At 46.6% G+C, this 17,528-nt stretch carries 15 protein-coding genes; all 15 read left to right on the forward strand.

From position 1 onward, the window contains the following. Positions 1-96 precede the first annotated feature (96 nt). The 15 genes from ppdK to DWZ93_RS10010 all read left to right on the forward strand — a co-directional run bounded on the left by ppdK (position 97) and on the right by DWZ93_RS10010 (position 17,423). Positions 97-2,730: a pyruvate, phosphate dikinase gene (gene ppdK, locus DWZ93_RS09945; RefSeq protein ID WP_118452817.1), complete on the forward strand. Its 2,634-nt coding sequence runs from the start codon at positions 97-99 to the stop codon at positions 2,728-2,730. A 396-nt stretch (positions 2,731-3,126) separates the two neighbouring features. Continuing rightward, the gene (locus DWZ93_RS09950; protein ID WP_118452818.1) at positions 3,127-3,888 is read left to right on the forward strand and encodes a nucleotide-binding protein; all 762 of its coding nucleotides are present in this window, start codon (positions 3,127-3,129) and stop codon (positions 3,886-3,888) included. Continuing rightward, entirely contained in the window at positions 3,885-5,165 is a 1,281-nt protein-coding gene (locus tag DWZ93_RS09955) for a nitrogenase component 1 (protein WP_118452819.1), read from the forward strand. Before DWZ93_RS09950 ends, DWZ93_RS09955 begins: the two co-directional genes overlap by 4 nt. A 4-nt stretch (positions 5,166-5,169) precedes the next feature. Next, positions 5,170-6,207 carry a nitrogenase component 1 gene (locus DWZ93_RS09960; RefSeq protein ID WP_118452820.1) on the forward strand — a complete coding sequence of 346 codons (1,038 nt, stop codon included), beginning with the start codon at positions 5,170-5,172 and terminating at the stop codon, positions 6,205-6,207. Between the two features lie 19 nt (positions 6,208-6,226). After that, entirely contained in the window at positions 6,227-8,575 is a 2,349-nt protein-coding gene (gene hypF, locus DWZ93_RS09965) for a carbamoyltransferase HypF (RefSeq protein WP_118452821.1), read from the forward strand. Positions 8,576-8,614: 39 nt separating this feature from the next. Beyond that, on the forward strand, positions 8,615-8,824 hold the full coding sequence (locus DWZ93_RS09970; RefSeq protein ID WP_021738051.1) for a HypC/HybG/HupF family hydrogenase formation chaperone: 210 nt from the start codon (positions 8,615-8,617) through the stop codon (positions 8,822-8,824). Next, positions 8,824-9,879 carry a hydrogenase formation protein HypD gene (gene hypD / locus DWZ93_RS09975; protein ID WP_118452822.1) on the forward strand — a complete coding sequence of 352 codons (1,056 nt, stop codon included), beginning with the start codon at positions 8,824-8,826 and terminating at the stop codon, positions 9,877-9,879. Before DWZ93_RS09970 ends, hypD begins: the two co-directional genes overlap by 1 nt. A 17-nt stretch (positions 9,880-9,896) precedes the next feature. Continuing rightward, the gene (hypE, locus tag DWZ93_RS09980; RefSeq protein ID WP_118452823.1) at positions 9,897-10,904 is read left to right on the forward strand and encodes a hydrogenase expression/formation protein HypE; all 1,008 of its coding nucleotides are present in this window, start codon (positions 9,897-9,899) and stop codon (positions 10,902-10,904) included. 3 nt (positions 10,905-10,907) lie between these two features. Continuing rightward, positions 10,908-11,081 carry a DUF6455 family protein gene (locus DWZ93_RS15265; protein WP_243061260.1) on the forward strand — a complete coding sequence of 58 codons (174 nt, stop codon included), beginning with the start codon at positions 10,908-10,910 and terminating at the stop codon, positions 11,079-11,081. Continuing rightward, positions 11,074-11,349, forward strand: a complete 276-nt coding sequence (locus tag DWZ93_RS09985) for a TM1266 family iron-only hydrogenase system putative regulator (RefSeq protein ID WP_118382703.1) — start codon at positions 11,074-11,076, stop codon at positions 11,347-11,349. Before DWZ93_RS15265 ends, DWZ93_RS09985 begins: the two co-directional genes overlap by 8 nt. Next, positions 11,346-12,107, forward strand: coding sequence for a nitrogenase iron protein NifH (locus DWZ93_RS09990; RefSeq protein ID WP_118452824.1), 762 nt, complete (start codon positions 11,346-11,348; stop codon positions 12,105-12,107). The genes DWZ93_RS09985 and DWZ93_RS09990 overlap by 4 nt, the downstream gene beginning before the upstream one ends. After that, entirely contained in the window at positions 12,108-13,445 is a 1,338-nt protein-coding gene (locus DWZ93_RS09995) for a nitrogenase component 1 (protein ID WP_118452825.1), read from the forward strand. Beyond that, entirely contained in the window at positions 13,442-14,548 is a 1,107-nt protein-coding gene (locus DWZ93_RS10000) for a nitrogenase component 1 (protein WP_118452826.1), read from the forward strand. The genes DWZ93_RS09995 and DWZ93_RS10000 overlap by 4 nt, the downstream gene beginning before the upstream one ends. A 329-nt stretch (positions 14,549-14,877) precedes the next feature. Continuing rightward, on the forward strand, positions 14,878-16,254 hold the full coding sequence (locus tag DWZ93_RS10005; RefSeq protein WP_158574307.1) for a Na+/H+ antiporter NhaC family protein: 1,377 nt from the start codon (positions 14,878-14,880) through the stop codon (positions 16,252-16,254). A gap of 2 nt (positions 16,255-16,256) precedes the next feature. Continuing rightward, positions 16,257-17,423, forward strand: coding sequence for a MalY/PatB family protein (locus DWZ93_RS10010; RefSeq protein WP_118452828.1), 1,167 nt, complete (start codon positions 16,257-16,259; stop codon positions 17,421-17,423). The last annotated feature ends 105 nt before the right edge of the window (positions 17,424-17,528 follow it).

The following is a 17,528-nucleotide window of genomic DNA, read 5'->3' on the forward strand; positions in this document are numbered from 1 at the left end:
TTTATGACAGCCAAATACTTGACGTATATGGTCAAAACCATTAAAATTATAAGAGCGACTTGACATGCAAATTATTATTTAGGAGGTCATTTAAAAATGGCAAGAAAATGGGTTTATTTGTTTAGTGAAGGTAACGCAAGCATGCGTGAGCTGCTTGGTGGTAAGGGAGCTAACCTGGCTGAGATGACAAGCCTCGGACTTCCGGTACCGCAGGGATTTACTATCACTACTGAAGCTTGTACTCAGTACTACGAAGATGGCAGAGAGATCAATGAAGAGATCCAGGCACAGATCAATGAGTACATTGTTAAAATGGAAGAGATTACAGGTAAGAAGTTTGGCGACAGCGAGAATCCGCTTCTCGTATCTGTTCGTTCAGGAGCAAGAGCTTCTATGCCTGGTATGATGGATACAATCCTGAACCTTGGATTGAATGAGACAGTTGTTGAGACAATTGCAAAACAGTCTGGTAATCCGCGTTGGGCTTGGGACTGCTACAGAAGATTTATTCAGATGTATTCTGACGTAGTTATGGAAGTAGGCAAGAAGTACTTCGAAGAGCTGATCGACAAGATGAAAGCTGACAGAGGAGTTAAGCAGGATGTAGATCTGACTGCTGACGATCTGAAAGAGCTGGCTAATCAGTTCAAGGCTGAATACAAAGAGAAGATTGGTGCTGACTTCCCGGATGAGCCGAAGGAACAGCTGATGGGAGCTATCAAAGCTGTATTCCGTTCATGGGACAACCCGCGTGCGAATGTATACCGTCGTGACAACGATATCCCATATTCTTGGGGAACAGCTGTTAACGTACAGTCTATGGCATTCGGTAACATGGGTGATGACTGTGGTACAGGTGTTGCATTTACACGTGACCCTGCTACAGGAGAGAACGGACTGTTCGGTGAGTTCCTGACCAATGCACAGGGCGAGGACGTAGTTGCCGGTGTTCGTACACCAATGCACATTTCTGAGATGGAAGACAAGTTCCCGGAAGCATTCGTAGAATTCAAGAAAGTATGCGAGACTCTGGAGAACCACTATAGAGACATGCAGGATATGGAGTTTACTGTAGAGCACGGTAAGCTGTACATGCTTCAGACACGTAACGGTAAGAGAACTGCTCAGGCAGCTCTGAAGATCGCTTGTGATCTGGTAGATGAAGGCATGAGAACAGAAGAAGAAGCAGTTGCTATGATCGATCCACGTAACCTGGATACACTGCTTCACCCACAGTTCGATGCTGCAGCACTGAAAGCTGCTACACCGATGGGTAAAGGTCTTGGAGCTTCTCCGGGAGCAGCCTGCGGTAAGATCGTATTCACAGCTGATGATGCTGTAGAATGGGCAGCTAAGGGAGAAAAGGTTGTTCTGGTTCGTCTGGAGACATCTCCGGAAGATATTACAGGTATGAAGTCTGCGCAGGGTATCCTGACAGTTCGTGGTGGTATGACATCTCACGCAGCCGTAGTTGCTCGTGGTATGGGTACATGCTGTGTATCTGGTTGTGGCGACATTGCAATGGATGAAGAGAATAAGAAGTTTACATTAGCAGGAAAAGAATTCCACGAAGGAGATGCAATCTCTATCGATGGTACTACAGGTAACATCTATGACGGAATTATTCCTACTGTTGACGCTCAGATCGCCGGTGAGTTCGGAAGAATCATGGCTTGGGCTGACAAATACAGAACTATGAAGGTTCGTACGAATGCAGATACACCTGCAGATGCTAAGAAAGCACGTGAGCTTGGAGCAGAAGGTATCGGACTTTGCCGTACAGAGCATATGTTCTTCGAGGAAGACAGAATTGCTGCATTCCGTGAGATGATCTGTGCTGATACTGTAGAAGAAAGAGAAGCTGCACTGGAGAAGATCCTGCCATACCAGCAGGGAGACTTCGAGGCTCTGTATGAAGCACTGGAAGGTAATCCGGTAACTATCCGTTTCCTGGATCCACCGCTTCATGAGTTCGTTCCTACAGAGGAAGAAGATATTAAGAAACTGGCAGAAGCGCAGGGCAAGACTGTAGAAGAGATCAAGACTATTATCGACAGTCTGCATGAGTTCAACCCAATGATGGGACATCGTGGATGCCGTCTTGCAGTTACTTATCCAGAGATTGCCAAGATGCAGACAAAGGCTGTTATCCGTGCAGCTATCAATGTTAAGAAGGCTCATCCGGATTGGGATCTTGTACCAGAGATTATGATTCCGTTGATCGGTGATGTAAAAGAGCTGAAATATGTTAAGAAGTTTGTAGTAGAGACAGCAGATGCTGAGATCGCAGCAGCAGGCGCAGATCTTAAGTACGAAGTTGGTACTATGATCGAGATCCCAAGAGCTGCTCTGACAGCTGATGAGATCGCTGAGGAAGCTGACTTCTTCTGCTTCGGTACGAATGACCTTACACAGATGGCATTCGGCTTCTCTCGTGATGATGCCGGTAAGTTCCTTGATGCTTACTATGATGCTAAGATCTACGAGAACGATCCATTCGCTAAGCTTGACCAGAATGGTGTCGGCAAGCTGATGGAGACTGCTATTAAGTTAGGTAAGCCGGTTAATCCAAAGCTTCACATCGGTATCTGTGGAGAGCACGGTGGAGATCCAAGTTCAGTAGAATTCTGCAACAAGATCGGACTGGACTATGTATCTTGCTCACCATTCCGTGTACCGATTGCTCGACTGGCAGCAGCTCAGGCAGCTATCGCTCAGAAGAATGCATAATTTGTGTGGCAGCAAATGTAAATTCGCGTAAGTTTGCGTGAATTGTCCAAACATAAATTAAGACTCCTGGAACTTTGGAGAGTAAACTCTGAAGTTCCAAGAGTCTTTTTTTGGGTATATCAGCGGTTCACATTGACTAACTTGCATGACAACTGGTAAAATAATTATTAGATTACTGCATCTGATTCATGCATCTGCAGAGCATTTGGTGAAGAAGATAGGGCAGCAATTAATGAGAATGATTTAAGACAAACGAATAAGACAACTCTGACGGCAAGGATGATCCGAGCAGGAATAGTTACGAGATAAGAATTTACAGAACCATTTTCTGACAGATTGCCGGAAAGATGGTTCTTTTTCTGTTTGTTAATTATATGCCGATTTCAGGAGGAAAGTATGTTAAAGGTAGCGATTTACGGAAAGGGCGGTATCGGAAAGTCCACAGTGACTTCTAATCTGGCAGCCGCTTTTGCAAACATGGGAAAACGTGTCATTCAGATCGGATGTGATCCGAAGGCGGATTCTACGATCAATCTGCTTGGCGGCGAGCCGCTTCGCCCGGTGATGAATTATATGAGAGAGGAAGATGAGGAACCGGATGAGCTGGCACAGATCTCGAAGGAAGGTTATGGAGGAATCCTCTGTATCGAGACCGGCGGACCGACACCGGGACTTGGCTGTGCAGGTCGAGGCATTATTGCAACATTCCAACTTCTGGAAGATATGGAATTGTTCGAACACTATAAGCCGGATGTGGTGTTGTATGACGTATTGGGCGATGTGGTCTGTGGCGGTTTTGCGGCACCGATCCGTGAGGGATATGCAGAGAAAGTTCTGATCGTTACGTCCGGAGAAAAAATGGCACTGTACGCTGCCAATAATATTTCCAGTGCGGTGAGCAACTTTGAGGATCGCAGCTATGCCCGTGTATTTGGTATCGTGCTGAATCATCGAAATGTGGAAAATGAGACAGAAAAAGTGCAGGCATTTTCTGAAAAAATCGGTGTGCCGATCGTAGGAGAAGTGCCGCGGAGTGATGAAATCATCCGTTGGGAAGATCAGGGAAAAACAGTGATTGAGGGTGATCCGGATTCTGAGATCAGCAGATGTTTCTTTGATTTGGCGGAATTATTATTGAAAGAAGAGGAAAATGCATGAGACAGGAAGCATATTTTTGTACAGTAGAAGAACTGAACAGTCGTGGAAAAGATAATATTCCGCAGCAGCTTATTTCCCATACGCATCTGATCTACAGTTCGCCGGCGACGCTGGCGTTTAACTCACCGGGAGCGGAGGGCTTTGGTGTCAAACGTGCGGGACTGGCGGTTCCGGATTCCATCATGCTGATCGTGGCACCGGGATGCTGCGGACGTAATACATCGGTTTTGAGTTCTATGCGGGCTTATCACGACCGTTTTTACTATCTGCTGATGGACGAGACAGATATCGTTACAGGACGTCATTTAAAAAAAATTCCAAAGGCGGTGGCAGAGATCTGTGAGGGGTTGGAGAAAAAACCGTCCGTTGTGATGATCTGCATTACCTGTGTGGACGCGCTGCTTGGAACGGATATGGAGCGTGTCTGCCGCAAGGCGGAGGAAGCCACTGGACTTCCGGTAAAACCGTGTTATATGTATGCTCTGACGAGAGAAGGACGCAAGCCACCGATGGTGCACGTGCGTCAGTCGATTTATTCTTTGCTTGAGCCGAGAAAGAAAAAAGGAAATGTGGTGAATTTATTAGGGTATTTTTCTCCGCTGGTGGATGACTGTGAGCTGTACGATCTGCTTCATGGTGCTGGCGTAAAGACAATTCATGAGATTTCCAGATGCAAGGATTATGAAGAATATCAGACGATGTCTGAGGCGAATTTTAATCTTGTGCTTCATCCGGAAGCAAGATTTGCGGCAGAGGATTTTCATGATCGGTTGAAGATCCCGTATATCGAGCTGCGCAGACTATATCAGATCGATAAAATTGCCAGTCAGTATCGTGCATTTGGCGTAGCACTTGGTGTGGAATTTGATGATGAGGAACCGCGGAAAACAGCAGAAGCTGCGGTGGCAAAATTTAAAGAACTTCATCCGGATGTATCTTTTGCAGTTGGTGAGTGGATGAACGGAGATCCATTTGAACTGGCGCTTGCTCTTGTGCGTTACGGTTTTCGAGTGCCGGAGATTTACGGAACGTTATCTGGTGAGAATTTTATTTATATAAAACAGCTGGCGGCACTGAGCCCGGAGACGAAAGTATTTTCCAATTTGGAACCGACGATGCTGTATTATGACGGAACGGATTCCGGGGTAAATCTGACCATCGGAAAAGATGCCGGTTATTATCATAAAAACTGTCCAAACGTGCTCTGGAACGGGGAACGGCAGCCGTACGGTTATGCCGGCGTCCGCAGACTGTTTGAGGCACTGGCGGAGGTATAGAGTAATGAGAGGACTGAGAAAATATCTGACACCTTTTGCACCGGATCAGTCCGGCGCGGTGTCTGTGTTATATGAATTTGGCGGGATCATCGTGATCTGTGATGCCGGTGGCTGTACCGGAAATATCTGTGGATTTGATGAGCCGCGCTGGTTTGAGAGCAAAAGTGCACTGTTCAGTGCAGGGCTTCGCGATATGGATGCAATCCTCGGACGGGATGACCGTCTGGTGGCAAAACTTGCGGATGCGGTGACAAAGCTGGATGCAAAATTTGCGGCGATCATCGGAACACCGGTTCCGGCGGTCATCGGAACGGATTACCATGCGTTGAAGCGCATGACGGAGAAAAAAGTAGATCTGCCGATTTTGACGGTGGACACCGATGGCATGGAGCTGTATGACAAAGGTGAGGAAAAAGCATGGTTGGAATTGTTCCGGGTGTTTGCAGGAGAAAAGGAAGACGTGATTCCGGGAAATATCGGAATCCTCGGCATGACACCGCAGGATATCAGTGACTTGCGAGCGGCAGACCGAATCCGGGGGCATTTTGCGGCAGAAGGGAAACATGCTATCTGTTATGGCATGGGAAACGGATTGGATGATGTGAAATCTGTATCTAATGTGGAAAAACATATCGTGGTGGCACCGGCAGCACTGAAAGCTGCAAAATATCTGGAGAGAACTTTCGGAACGCCGTATGAGATTGCTTATCCGCTGGTGGATGAATTGGTTTACGATATGGATTACAGCGGGAAAAAGGTACTGGTTGTGCAGCAACAGGTGATCGGAAATGCAATCCGTGAGGAAATTTTGAAAAAAGCGTCGGATGTGCAGGTGACGGTGGCAAGCTGGTTTATGATGAAGTCGGAACTTCGACAGGATGGAGATCTGCATCTGCGGGATGAGGATGATTATATGGAACTTGTGGAAAACGGTGATTTTGATGTGATCTATGCGGATCACTGTATGGAACGGATGACACCGAAATTTGCCGGAATATTCGTGGATACCGTGCATTTTGCAGTGTCGGGACGATTGAAATAAGATCAGGAGAAAATGGGGTATGAGCGAGGTTACGAAGAGGATCAGGGTATACGGTATCGTTCAGGGTGTCGGCTTTCGACCGACGGTGAGCCGCCATGCTGTGTCAAATGGGATTCGCGGAAATGTCTGTAATAAGGGACCATATGTAGAAATTTACGCACAGGGTTCCGGGGCGCAGGTCGATGGATTTCTCCAAGACCTTGAGGAACGTCCACCGAAGCGTGCGGCTATTTTGAAAATAAATACAGAAGATATTCCTGCAGAGAATGCGCCGCAGTTTGGGACATTTGATATTATCGAGAGTGAGAAAACGAAGGGCGAGATATTTGTTTCTCCGGATATTGCGATCTGTGACGAGTGCAAAGAGGAAATGTACAATCCAAAGGATCGGCGGTATCTGCATCCGTTTATCAACTGCACCTGCTGCGGGCCGCGGATGACGATTCTGGATTCACTGCCTTACGACAGAGAGCGTACCAGCATGAAGGAGTTTCCGATGTGTCCGGATTGTGCGGAGGAATATGATGATCCGAAGACAAGGCGTTACGATGCGCAGCCGGTGTGCTGCAATGCGTGCGGACCGGAGGTGTATCTGATTGGTAGAGGCGAGCGAGGCAGAGATGCTATCACGTATACAAGGAAGGTGATTCATGATGGTGGAATTGTGGCGATCAAAGGTATCGGCGGTTTTCATTTGTGCTGCGATGCAACAAATGAAGAGACAGTGAGCCGTCTGCGGATGTTAAAGCATCGACCGGCAAAACCATTTGCGGTTATGGCGAAAGATGAAACTGTAGTAAAACGGGAATGCATCGTGACACCGGAGCAGGAGCAGATTCTGACCGGGCATCAGAAACCGATCCTGTTATTAGACAGACGGTCAAATGGGGGACAGACAGAGAAACTGGCTCCATCTGTGGCACCGGGAAATCCCAAAGTTGGCGTGATGCTTCCGTATGCACCGGTTCAGTTATTGTTGTTTCAGTATGATGATGGAATCGAAATGCCGGATCTGCTGGTGATGACAAGCGGCAATACTTCCGGTGCGCCGATCTGCCGGGATGATGAGGAAGCAATCACAGAGTTATCCCATTTGTGTGATGCAATTTTATCTCATAATCGAAAAATACGGATTCGAGCCGACGATACGGTGATGGATTTTTATAAAAACGAGCCATATATGATCCGGCGTTCCAGAGGTTACGCACCGCTTCCATTTATGACATCAACAGACTGGAAGGGGCAGGTACTTGCGGTTGGCGGAGAACTTAAAAATACATTCTGTATCGGTGTGGACAGCCGTTTTTATCCGTCACCGTATGTGGGCGATCTGGAAGATCTGCGGACGGTAAAAGCCTTGCAGGAGACGATTCATCGGTTTCAGACGTTATTGGAGGTAGAGCCGCAGGTGGTGGTTTGTGATCTGCATCCGAAATACAATTCCACGGTTGTGGCAGAGAACCTCGGGTTTCCGATGCTACAGGTGCAGCATCATTATGCGCATGTTTTATCCTGTATGACGGAAAATGACTGTCAGGAGCCGGTCATCGGAGTATCATTTGACGGAACCGGATACGGAACAGACGGAACCATCTGGGGCGGCGAGATTCTGCTGGCAGATTATCAGAATTTTATAAGATTTGGCAGCATAACACCGTTTTTACAGATTGGCGGAGATGCGTCTGCAAAAGAAGGATGGCGTATCGCCGTGTCGATGATCTACGGATATACAAAAAACCGGGAAAAAGCATGGGAGATCATTGAAAAACTGGGACTTTGCAGTGAACAGGAATGCAAGGTACAGTTTACCATGGCAGACCGGAAGATCAATGCGGTAATGTCAACCAGTGCAGGACGGCTGTTTGATGCAGTCAGCGCGATTCTTGGAATCCGGCGGCAGTCAAGCTTTGAGGGAGAAGCGTCTACAGCATTGCAGTTCGCGGCAGAGGAGTTTGAGCAGAAAGGCAAACTGAACGGAAATGAGATATGGGATAATGTTCAGCCTGTGATATTAGGATCAGAGGGACGGTGTATATTAAATACAGAAGCACTGGTGCAATTGATAGTAGAAACAAAACTGCAAGGTGCTGACAGCGGAGCATTGGCGTATCTGTTTCACCAGACACTGGCGGAACAGATTGTGGCAGTCTGCATAGAAGCGCGTAAGAGCTCTGGCAGGAATAAAACAGCATTGAGTGGCGGCGTATTCCAGAACCGATTACTGCTTCATTTGACAGAAGAACGATTGGGGCAGGAAGGATTTGAAGTGCTGCGTCATCACATGATCCCTCCGAATGACGGGGGAATTGCAATCGGACAGGCGGCTTATGGGATGAACCGATTACAAATAGCGGAAAAAGAGATATAGCATTTGACATAGATTAAGCGTTTTTAGGAGGAAAGATAAATGTGTGTAGGTTTATCAGCAAAGGTAGTAAAGATCAGTAATGGCACAGCGGTGATTGATGCCGGCGGTGCCAAAAGAGAGGTTTCATCTCAGTTGCTGGAAGATCTGGAACCGGGAGATTACGTTATGGTTCACGCCGGTGTGGCAATTGCCAAGATCACAGATGAGGATGACAGCGAGACAGATCAGCTCATGGAGGAATTTTTGTAATGGGAGATACAAACGGTGAAAATAAAAAGAAAACCGCCAGAGAGATCATTGAAAATTATAATGGACCGAAGGTGCGGATCATGGAAGTATGTGGCACCCATACCCATGAGATATTCCGTCTGGGAATCCGTAAATTGCTGCCAGAGCAGGTGGAATTGATCTCGGGACCTGGATGTCCGGTCTGTGTAACACCAGTCAGTTTTATTGATGAGGCGATCTATCTGGCTCTGGAAAAAGGTGTGACCATCTGTACGTTTGGAGATCTGGTGCGCGTGCCGGGGACAAAAATGAGCCTCGCGGGAGCAAGGGAACAGGGCGCAAAAATCCGCATCGTATATTCTCCGGCAGATGCTGAAAAATATGCAAAGGAACATCCGGACGAGCAGGTGACATTTTTGTCGGTTGGATTTGAGACAACGACACCGGCGGGGTGTCTGTCTGTGAAAGCGGCAAAAGAAGATGGACTGGATAATTATTCTTTATTAGTTGCGAATAAAACCATGCCACAGGCTTATGAGGCATTAAAGGGCAGCGCAGATGTATTTTTATATCCGGGACATGTCAATGCCATCACAGGAACACGTTTATGCGAAGCACTGACAGAGGAAGGTGTCAGCGGTGTTGTGGCAGGATTTACCGCAAGGGAACTGATGACAGCACTGGCAGTTGCACTGGTGAAATTCCAGGAAGGGAAGCCGTTTTTTGTAAATTGTTATCCGCGTGTGGTAACACAGGATGGAAGCAAAGAAGCGCAGGAACTGGTAGATGAGATGATGGAAGCGTGCGATTCTGAATGGCGCGGTCTGGGTATGATTTCTGCGTCCGGCCTGCAGTTGAGACCAGAGTGGAAGAACTTTGATGCCCGTACCAAATATCAGGTGCCGAAGATGGAAGGAAAGCCGAATCCGGCCTGTCGCTGCGGGGATGTATTGCAGGGTAAATGTAAGCCGTCCGATTGCAAAGTATTTGGAAAAGGCTGTACACCGCAGCATCCGATCGGAGCCTGCATGGTATCCGGTGAGGGAGCCTGTTCTGCATATTATCAGTATTCATAAGAAAGAAGGAAAACAGCATGGAAAATAAAACAGTAACGATGGCACATGGTGCCGGGGGAAAACAGACTTCCGAATTGATTGATCAGGTGTTTAAGGCACATTTTGCAAACGCAGATCTGACGGCTGACGATGCGGCAGTATTGACTCCACCGGTCGGAAGAATGGCAGTGTCTACAGATGGATTTATTGTGTCACCTGCATTTTTCCCTGGAGGAAATATCGGCAAATTGTCAATCTGCGGAACTGTAAATGACCTTGCCTGCATGGGTGCAAAGCCGCTGTATCTGACCTGCGCATTCGTCATTGAAGAAGGATTCCCGATGGAAAAGTTGGAAGAGATTGCATCGGCTATGGAGAAAACGGCAAAAGAGGCTGGTGTACATATTGTATCCGGAGATACCAAGGTTGCCGGAAAAGGACAGGTGGACGGTGTATTTATTACTACCACGGGAATCGGCGAGATCCAGGATGGGGTAACGGTTGGCGGAGAGCTTGCAAAACCGGGCGATGCAATCATTGTGACTGGTGATATCGGACGTCACGGATGCACTATTTTATTAGAAAGAGAAAATTTTGGAATCGAAGCGGACGTGACCAGTGACTGTGCACCGCTGTGGGGAACCGTAAAAGCGGTGATGGATACCACACACAATCTGCATGTGATCCGTGATGCAACAAGAGGCGGTGTCGGAACAGTTCTGTATGAGATTGCAGGGCAGAGCAACGTGGGAATCCGTCTGAATGCTGCAGCAGTTCCGGTACAACCAGAGGTAAAGGGAGTCTGTGGTATGCTCGGATTGGAACCGTTATACCTTGCATGCGAGGGAAGACTTGTGATCATGGCTCCGAAGGAAGAGGCGGAAGATATTGTAGAAACATTACGCAAATGTCCGTATTCCGCAGAGGCAGCTATTATTGGAGAAGTCATTGCAGACGAACCGGGCAGAGTCGTAATGGAGACAGAGATTGGCACACAGGCACTGCTTCCACAGCCGGGCGGAGAACTGCTGCCAAGGATTTGTTAATGTATGAGTGGAGCTGAATCAATATATCAGCTGGGAGTCAATCCCTCAGCTGATATAGCCTCCGGCAGGATTGCAGAGGTGCGCAGTAGAAGTATGTCATGCAATTGCATGACGTGCACCTCACAGCAAGAATGCCGAGGTATTCTTGAAATGAAAAAGGAGACCGAATATGGATAACAGAGTGGCAGTTATTTCAATCATTGTAGAACGGGAAGACGCCATTGAAGAACTGAACAACCTGCTTCACGAAGCGCGTCAGTACATTATCGGAAGAATGGGTATCCCATATCGCTTAAAGGGAATCAGTATTATCAGCATTGCTATTGATGCACCGCAGGATAAGATCAGTGCGCTTTCTGGAAAAATCGGACATTTGAAAGGAATATCTGCGAAGACGGCATATTCCAATGTTATAACTCCGGCAGAAGGAGGAACAGACGATTGATCAGGATAGCAGTATATGGAAAAGGCGGAATCGGTAAATCTACGACCGTTTCCAATGTGGCAGCAGCTTTGGCAGAGACGGGGCTTAAGGTGATGCAGATTGGCTGTGATCCGAAAGCAGATTCTACGATATTGCTCCGTCATGGGGAAGCAGTTCCGGCAGTGCTTGATCTGTATAATGAGAAAAAACAGGCATTGCAGTTGGAGGATATGATCCGCATCGGATATAACGGTGTCATCTGCGTGGAGGCCGGCGGACCGACACCGGGACTTGGCTGTGCCGGCCGCGGGATTATCACGGCACTGGAAAAGCTAAAAGAACTGGGTGCATATGATGTGTATAAGCCGGATGTGGTTATATATGACGTACTCGGTGATGTGGTCTGCGGTGGATTTTCCATGCCGATGCGGAATGGTTACGCTGATAAAGTATTTATCATTACGTCCGGAGAAAATATGGCAATTCACGCAGCTGCGAATATCGCGATGGCAGTGGATAATTTTAAAAACCGTGGATATGCGGAACTTGGCGGATTCATTTTAAACCGCAGAAATGTTCCGAGAGAAGAGGAGAAAGTGGAAGAACTGGCAGAAGACTTCCGTACATCTGTCATTGGCACGTTGTCCCACAGTGAGCAGGTGCCACTTTCTGAGGAACAGAAAAAGACATTAATGGAATGCTATCCGGACAGTGCTATGGCAGGGGAATACCGCACTCTTGCAAATCAGATGTATGCCATCTGCAGGGAGGATGTATAGATGTTGCAGCGAGCAGGGAAAAAAATAGATTCAAAAGAGGCTGTGTTAAAAATCAAAGACGCATCGTATCCGGCTCCATTTGCTTCGGAACTGGAGTATAATTCTCCGGTGCATGGTAACTGGAACATTGTACATAGCGGAATGCAGGTACCGGAATCTATTCAGATCTATGTATGTGCAGACAATTGTATGCGTGGTGTTGTGCTGACAGCGGCAGAGATGAATGCGGCAGATCGTTTTTCATTTGTTATTCTGGAAGAGCAGGACCTGCTGAACAGTAATCTGGAGGATATTACCGTTGAGGGTGTGACGGATGTGTTGAACAAACGTGGAGATCATCCAAAAGCGGTGCTGCTGTTTACGGTATGTCTGCATCATTTTGTGGGAAGCAATCTGGATTACATTTACAGTGAATTGGAGCATCGTTTCCCGGATATCTGCTTTATTCGCTGTTATATGGATCCAATCATGCAAAAGCATGGGCTAACGCCGGATCAGAAGCTGCGGAAAGCCGTGTATGATCCATTGCCGGATGGGGAGCCGGATGAAAAAACAGTATCCGTATTGGGCAGTGACTTTGCATTGAATGAGAGCAGTGATATCAAGCGTTTATTAAAACGATATGGTTATACTGTGCGGGAACTTCCGACGTGCGACACGTGGCAGGATCTATTGGATATGAGCAAAGGCAAGGTATTTCTTGACATTTATCCGGCTGGCAAATACGGGATGGAGACACAGGCGCGCAGGCTGAATCGGGAGCATCTGTATCTGCCGGGAAGTTTCAATTATGAAGAGATCGAGCAACAGTTAAAGCAGCTTACGGATGCATTGGGACTTCCGGAACTGACAGAAGCGGAACTGACACGCGAGAAGGAATCCTGTGAATCTGCGCTGGCAGCAGCAAAGGATCTGATCGGAGATATGCCGGTTGCACTGGATTATCTGTATCATCCGAGACCTCTTGGGCTGGCAAAACTGCTTCTGACACATGGATTTAACGTCAAAGCGGTGTATCTGGATGGTATCAGCCCGGAGGAAAAAGACGCATTTGACTGGCTGCAGGAGTGCGCACCGGAACTGGAACTGATCGCAACGATCCAGGTGAAAATGCGGATGTTGCCAAGAGGCGGAGAAAAGGAAGTGCTTGCCATCGGACAGAAGGCAGCGTATTTTAGCAGAAGCCGCCATTTTGTTAATCTGGTGCAGGGAGAAGGTCTGTATGGATTTGATGGTATCCGCAGGACAGCAGAACTGATGATGGAAGCATACCGTGAAGAAAAAGATACGGAACAACTTGTGGTACAAAAGGGATGGGGGTGCGAGTGCTGCCTATGAGACAATCATATCGAATTATACCGATTTATACGGCAGATGTGTCCGGCGTGTGTTCCGCACTGTATGAACTGGGCGGAATGACCGTGATGCACGATCCGTCCGGATGTAACTCTACTTATAATACTCATGACGAGATCCGCTGGTACGATCAGGACAGCCTGATCTTTATTTCAGGTCTGACAGAGATCGATGCGATCCTGGGAAATGACCGGAAATTCATTGATGATATCGAGCATGCAGCCAGAGAACTGCATCCCAAATTCATCGCACTGGCAGGTTCTCCGATCCCATTTATGAACGGTACGGATTTTCCGGCAATTGCAAGAGTCATTGAGGTAGAAACCGGGATTCCGGCATTTCCTGTGCCGACGAATGGCATGCATGACTATGTGTATGGTGCAGGTATTGCACTGGAAGAAATTGCAAAGCGGTTTGTTGAAGTGCCCGATAGCAAGAAAGACGGTTCTTCCCGCAGTGTTAACCTGTTAGGCGTGACACCACTGGATTTTGGACCACAGGAAAATGTTGAATTATTAAAAGCTAATCTGGAGCAGTACGGATGGAAGGTTGTCTCAACGTGGGCAATGGGAGATGAACTTGAGACGCTGCAGCGATCTGCGGAAGCGGATGTGAACCTGGTGGTATCAGCCGTGGGACTGCGCGCAGCGAAAGTGCTTCGGGAAAAATTCGGAATGCCATATGTAGTCGGAACACCGAATCAATGGATGGTAGAAGAAATCTCAAATGCACTGGACAAGGCAGGTGTCAGACAGCCAGAGCAGCCGACGGTATATTTGCAGAACCGCATGCAGCAGGATGCAGACATTACACTGATCGGTGAACCTGTTACGATGGGATCTTTAGCAGCGGGTATCGAGAAAAAGTATGGATGTGCAGTTCGCGTCTTGTGTCCATTAAAAGAATGTGAAGCATTACTTGGTGGAAAAGATAAAGTATTGCTTGGAGAAGAAGCAATGGAAGAGGCATTGAAAGATGCAAAGATCATTGTGGCAGATCCGCTGTATCGCCCGATCTGTCCAAAGAACAGTAGCTTTTATGAACTTCCGCATGTGGCATTTTCCGGAAGGATATATATCAGATGAGAGATTAACGAACCTCTTGATTGCAGTACTGTTTGTAATTGGAACTTATTTCTTCCGCAAAGCGGCAGTATTAGAATAGAAAATAAATAGTTATAAGTATTCTTAAATTGTGTTTTAAAAACTTTGATGCTATACTGACTGCATTGAATATAAGGTGTTAGCGAATCTCCTGCTATCGGCATACCGGGAAAGCCGAGCTTTGGAAAAAGTGTAAGGAAGATTCGTTAACGCCTTTTCTGTTGTTCTGAACAGTTATATCAACAGGGCAGCAGTTCATTTGGCCAGATGAAATAGTAACAAATAGTTGTATAAAATGAATGGAGATTACTATGGAAAAGAAAAAAGCATCCCTTACTCTTTCATCCCTGGCAATCGTATTGATTGTCGCATTTATTGCGGTAGGGATTGGCGTATTTAATGTAAATATTGCGATACTGTTGTTTTTATGCTGGATGATTATGTGGCCATTTGCAGCGCATCTGGGTTACAGCTTCTCAGAAATGGAAGGCTTTGCATATGAGATGGCACAGAAATGTATTGCTCCGGCAGCGATCATCCTTGCGGTTGGCATGATGATCGCGTCATTTATGGCTGCCGGAACGGTTCCGACCATCTTAGTAGCCGGATTGAAACTGATCACTCCTAAATTCTTCCTTGCACTTACATTCGTCATGTGCTGTATCATGTCAGTAATCATGGGAACCTCATGGGGAACCCTTGGAACGGTAGGTATTGCGATGATGGGTGTTGGCGCTGGACTTGGCGTGAATCCTGCAATTACAGCAGGTGCGGTAGTCAGCGGCGCGTGGTTTGGTGATAAGATGTCACCGATGTCAGACAGCACGATCATGTGTTCTACGATTACAGAGACTTACATTATGGATCATATCAAAGCCATGATGCAGACTACAATTCCTGCAGCAGTTGTATCGTTAGTTATTTATCTGGGAATCGGTATCGGTATTTCCGGCGATAGCTACGATGCAAGTACTGTCGACAGTATTATGAATGGATTAAAGGGAATGTTTCACATCAATTTGATTCCGGTTATTCCGATTGTAGTTGTAATTGTGATGATTCTGATGAAAAAGGGAACCATCGTGTCTATGATGTCAGGAACCGTGGTTGCGATTCTGATCGCAGTGTTCTATCAGGGCTATTCTGTAGCTGATATGGGAACATTTTTATATAGCGGATTTACCTGTGAGACCAAGAATGAGATTTTGATCAGCCTGTTGAACCGTGGCGGTATGACAAGTATGCTGAGTCTGCTTGCAGTATTTGTAGGAGGACTTGGACTTGGTGGAATCCTGGATAAGACAGGAATGCTGGAACCTATTTTCCATTACATTACGGAGAAATACAAATCACCAAGAGGTATTATGCTGATGGCATGGTGTGCAACACTGCTGTGTATTCTGGTTATTGCGGATAATAACTTTGCTTTTGTCATGGTTGCAACCTTATTTGGAAGTGCATTCCAGAAATACAATCTGAAGAGCCAGAACTTATCCAGAATCCTGGAGGATGTAGGTACGCTTGGTAGTGCATTGGTACCATGGAATGTAGGCGCACAGTTTGCAGCAGGAGTATTAGGCGTATCGACACTGGCTTATATGCCGTATGCATTCCTGAACTGGATGACACCGATTCTTTCACTGGCATTTATCATTTTGCAGGTAAAGATAAAGAAGATTGAGGAATAAGAATGAAATATAATTTTGATGAAACAGGGGATCACAGGCAGGATGGATCGATCCGATGGGAACAGCCGAAAGGCAGAGACGATATCATTGGAATGGGAACCGCAGATATGGATTTTACCTGTGCACCGTGTATACGGAAAGTACTGCAGCCAATCTGCGAGGAGAATACATATAATTACCGATTCAAGCCGGAGAGTTATTTTCAGTCTGTGATACGATGGTTTCGAGAAAACTATCAGTTAGATGTGAAGAAAGACTGGATGAGCAATGTGCCGGGAACGATCGGAGCGGTTCGTCTGGTTATGGAGAAATTCAGTGAAAAAGGTGATTATGTATTGATGCATACACCTTACTTCACTCCGCTCAGAAGCGCGATAGAGGCATCCGGAAGAAAGTTCCTGGGAAATGCTATGAAGCTTCAGGGTGGAAGATATGAGATTGACTTTGATGATTTTGAAAAAAAGATCAAGGAGTACAAGCCTTCGATATTTCTGCTTGTGAATCCGCAGAATCCGACTGGGCGTGTATTTACACAGGATGAGCTGAAAATAATGGTAGATATCTGTGCGGCAAATCAGGTGCGGATTATATCCGATGAAGTACATTTTCTGATTACGTATGAAGATTATAAGCACATTCCGATTCTCGCTGTATCAGAGAAAGCCAGAGAGATTGCGATTCAGGTATTCAGCTTCAGTAAAGGCTTTAACATCATGAGCCTTCCGCATGGAATTGTGTTTATTGCAAATGAGAAAATGCAGAAGGAATGGATGGATTATCTGATTCCATATAGTTTTGCATATGCATCCAATTCTTATGCGATTGCAGCAGTAACAGCAGTGACTGGTGGAGAAGCGGATGACTGGCTGGAGCAGGTAACCGCATACCTGACTGCCAACAGAGATTACTTTATCGAAGAAGTGAGACGAAGAAAACTGCCGATCACACCATTAAAGCCGGAAGCCAGTTTCCTGTTTTGGATTGATTGTAGAGAATCTGGTATTGATCCGGAAAAAGTAGATGAAGTATTCATGGAGCAGGCAGGAATTCAGCTGAATAATGGTCTGGAACATGGCGAAGAAGGACGTGGATTTGTCCGCATGAATTTTGCAGTGACCAGAGCAACACTGGATGCTGCTCTGGATAGAATAGAAAAAATATTTTTATAGATTCTTATTGGTTCTGCTCCTGGTAAGCAGCAGAGCCATAATGCCGGATGCAGAAGAAGCCCTTCGGTATCGGAACTGAAGGATCCATCGATATGGATCAGAGCA

Source organism: Dorea sp. AF36-15AT (genome assembly GCF_003477705.1).
Lineage (GTDB): Bacteria > Bacillota > Clostridia > Lachnospirales > Lachnospiraceae > Claveliimonas > Claveliimonas ammoniilytica.

Coding starts and splice junctions, on each gene's coding strand:
- ppdK (WP_118452817.1), top strand. CDS start 97: ATGGCAAGAAAATGGGTTTATTTGTTTAGTGAAGGTAACGCAAGCATG.
- DWZ93_RS10010 (WP_118452828.1), top strand. CDS start 16,257: ATGAAATATAATTTTGATGAAACAGGGGATCACAGGCAGGATGGATCG.
- DWZ93_RS15265 (WP_243061260.1), top strand. CDS start 10,908: ATGAGTGGAGCTGAATCAATATATCAGCTGGGAGTCAATCCCTCAGCT.
- DWZ93_RS10005 (WP_158574307.1), top strand. CDS start 14,878: ATGGAAAAGAAAAAAGCATCCCTTACTCTTTCATCCCTGGCAATCGTA.
- DWZ93_RS09970 (WP_021738051.1), top strand. CDS start 8,615: ATGTGTGTAGGTTTATCAGCAAAGGTAGTAAAGATCAGTAATGGCACA.
- DWZ93_RS09985 (WP_118382703.1), top strand. CDS start 11,074: ATGGATAACAGAGTGGCAGTTATTTCAATCATTGTAGAACGGGAAGAC.
- DWZ93_RS10000 (WP_118452826.1), top strand. CDS start 13,442: ATGAGACAATCATATCGAATTATACCGATTTATACGGCAGATGTGTCC.
- hypD (WP_118452822.1), top strand. CDS start 8,824: ATGGGAGATACAAACGGTGAAAATAAAAAGAAAACCGCCAGAGAGATC.
- DWZ93_RS09995 (WP_118452825.1), top strand. CDS start 12,108: ATGTTGCAGCGAGCAGGGAAAAAAATAGATTCAAAAGAGGCTGTGTTA.
- hypE (WP_118452823.1), top strand. CDS start 9,897: ATGGAAAATAAAACAGTAACGATGGCACATGGTGCCGGGGGAAAACAG.
- DWZ93_RS09955 (WP_118452819.1), top strand. CDS start 3,885: ATGAGACAGGAAGCATATTTTTGTACAGTAGAAGAACTGAACAGTCGT.
- hypF (WP_118452821.1), top strand. CDS start 6,227: ATGAGCGAGGTTACGAAGAGGATCAGGGTATACGGTATCGTTCAGGGT.
- DWZ93_RS09950 (WP_118452818.1), top strand. CDS start 3,127: ATGTTAAAGGTAGCGATTTACGGAAAGGGCGGTATCGGAAAGTCCACA.
- DWZ93_RS09960 (WP_118452820.1), top strand. CDS start 5,170: ATGAGAGGACTGAGAAAATATCTGACACCTTTTGCACCGGATCAGTCC.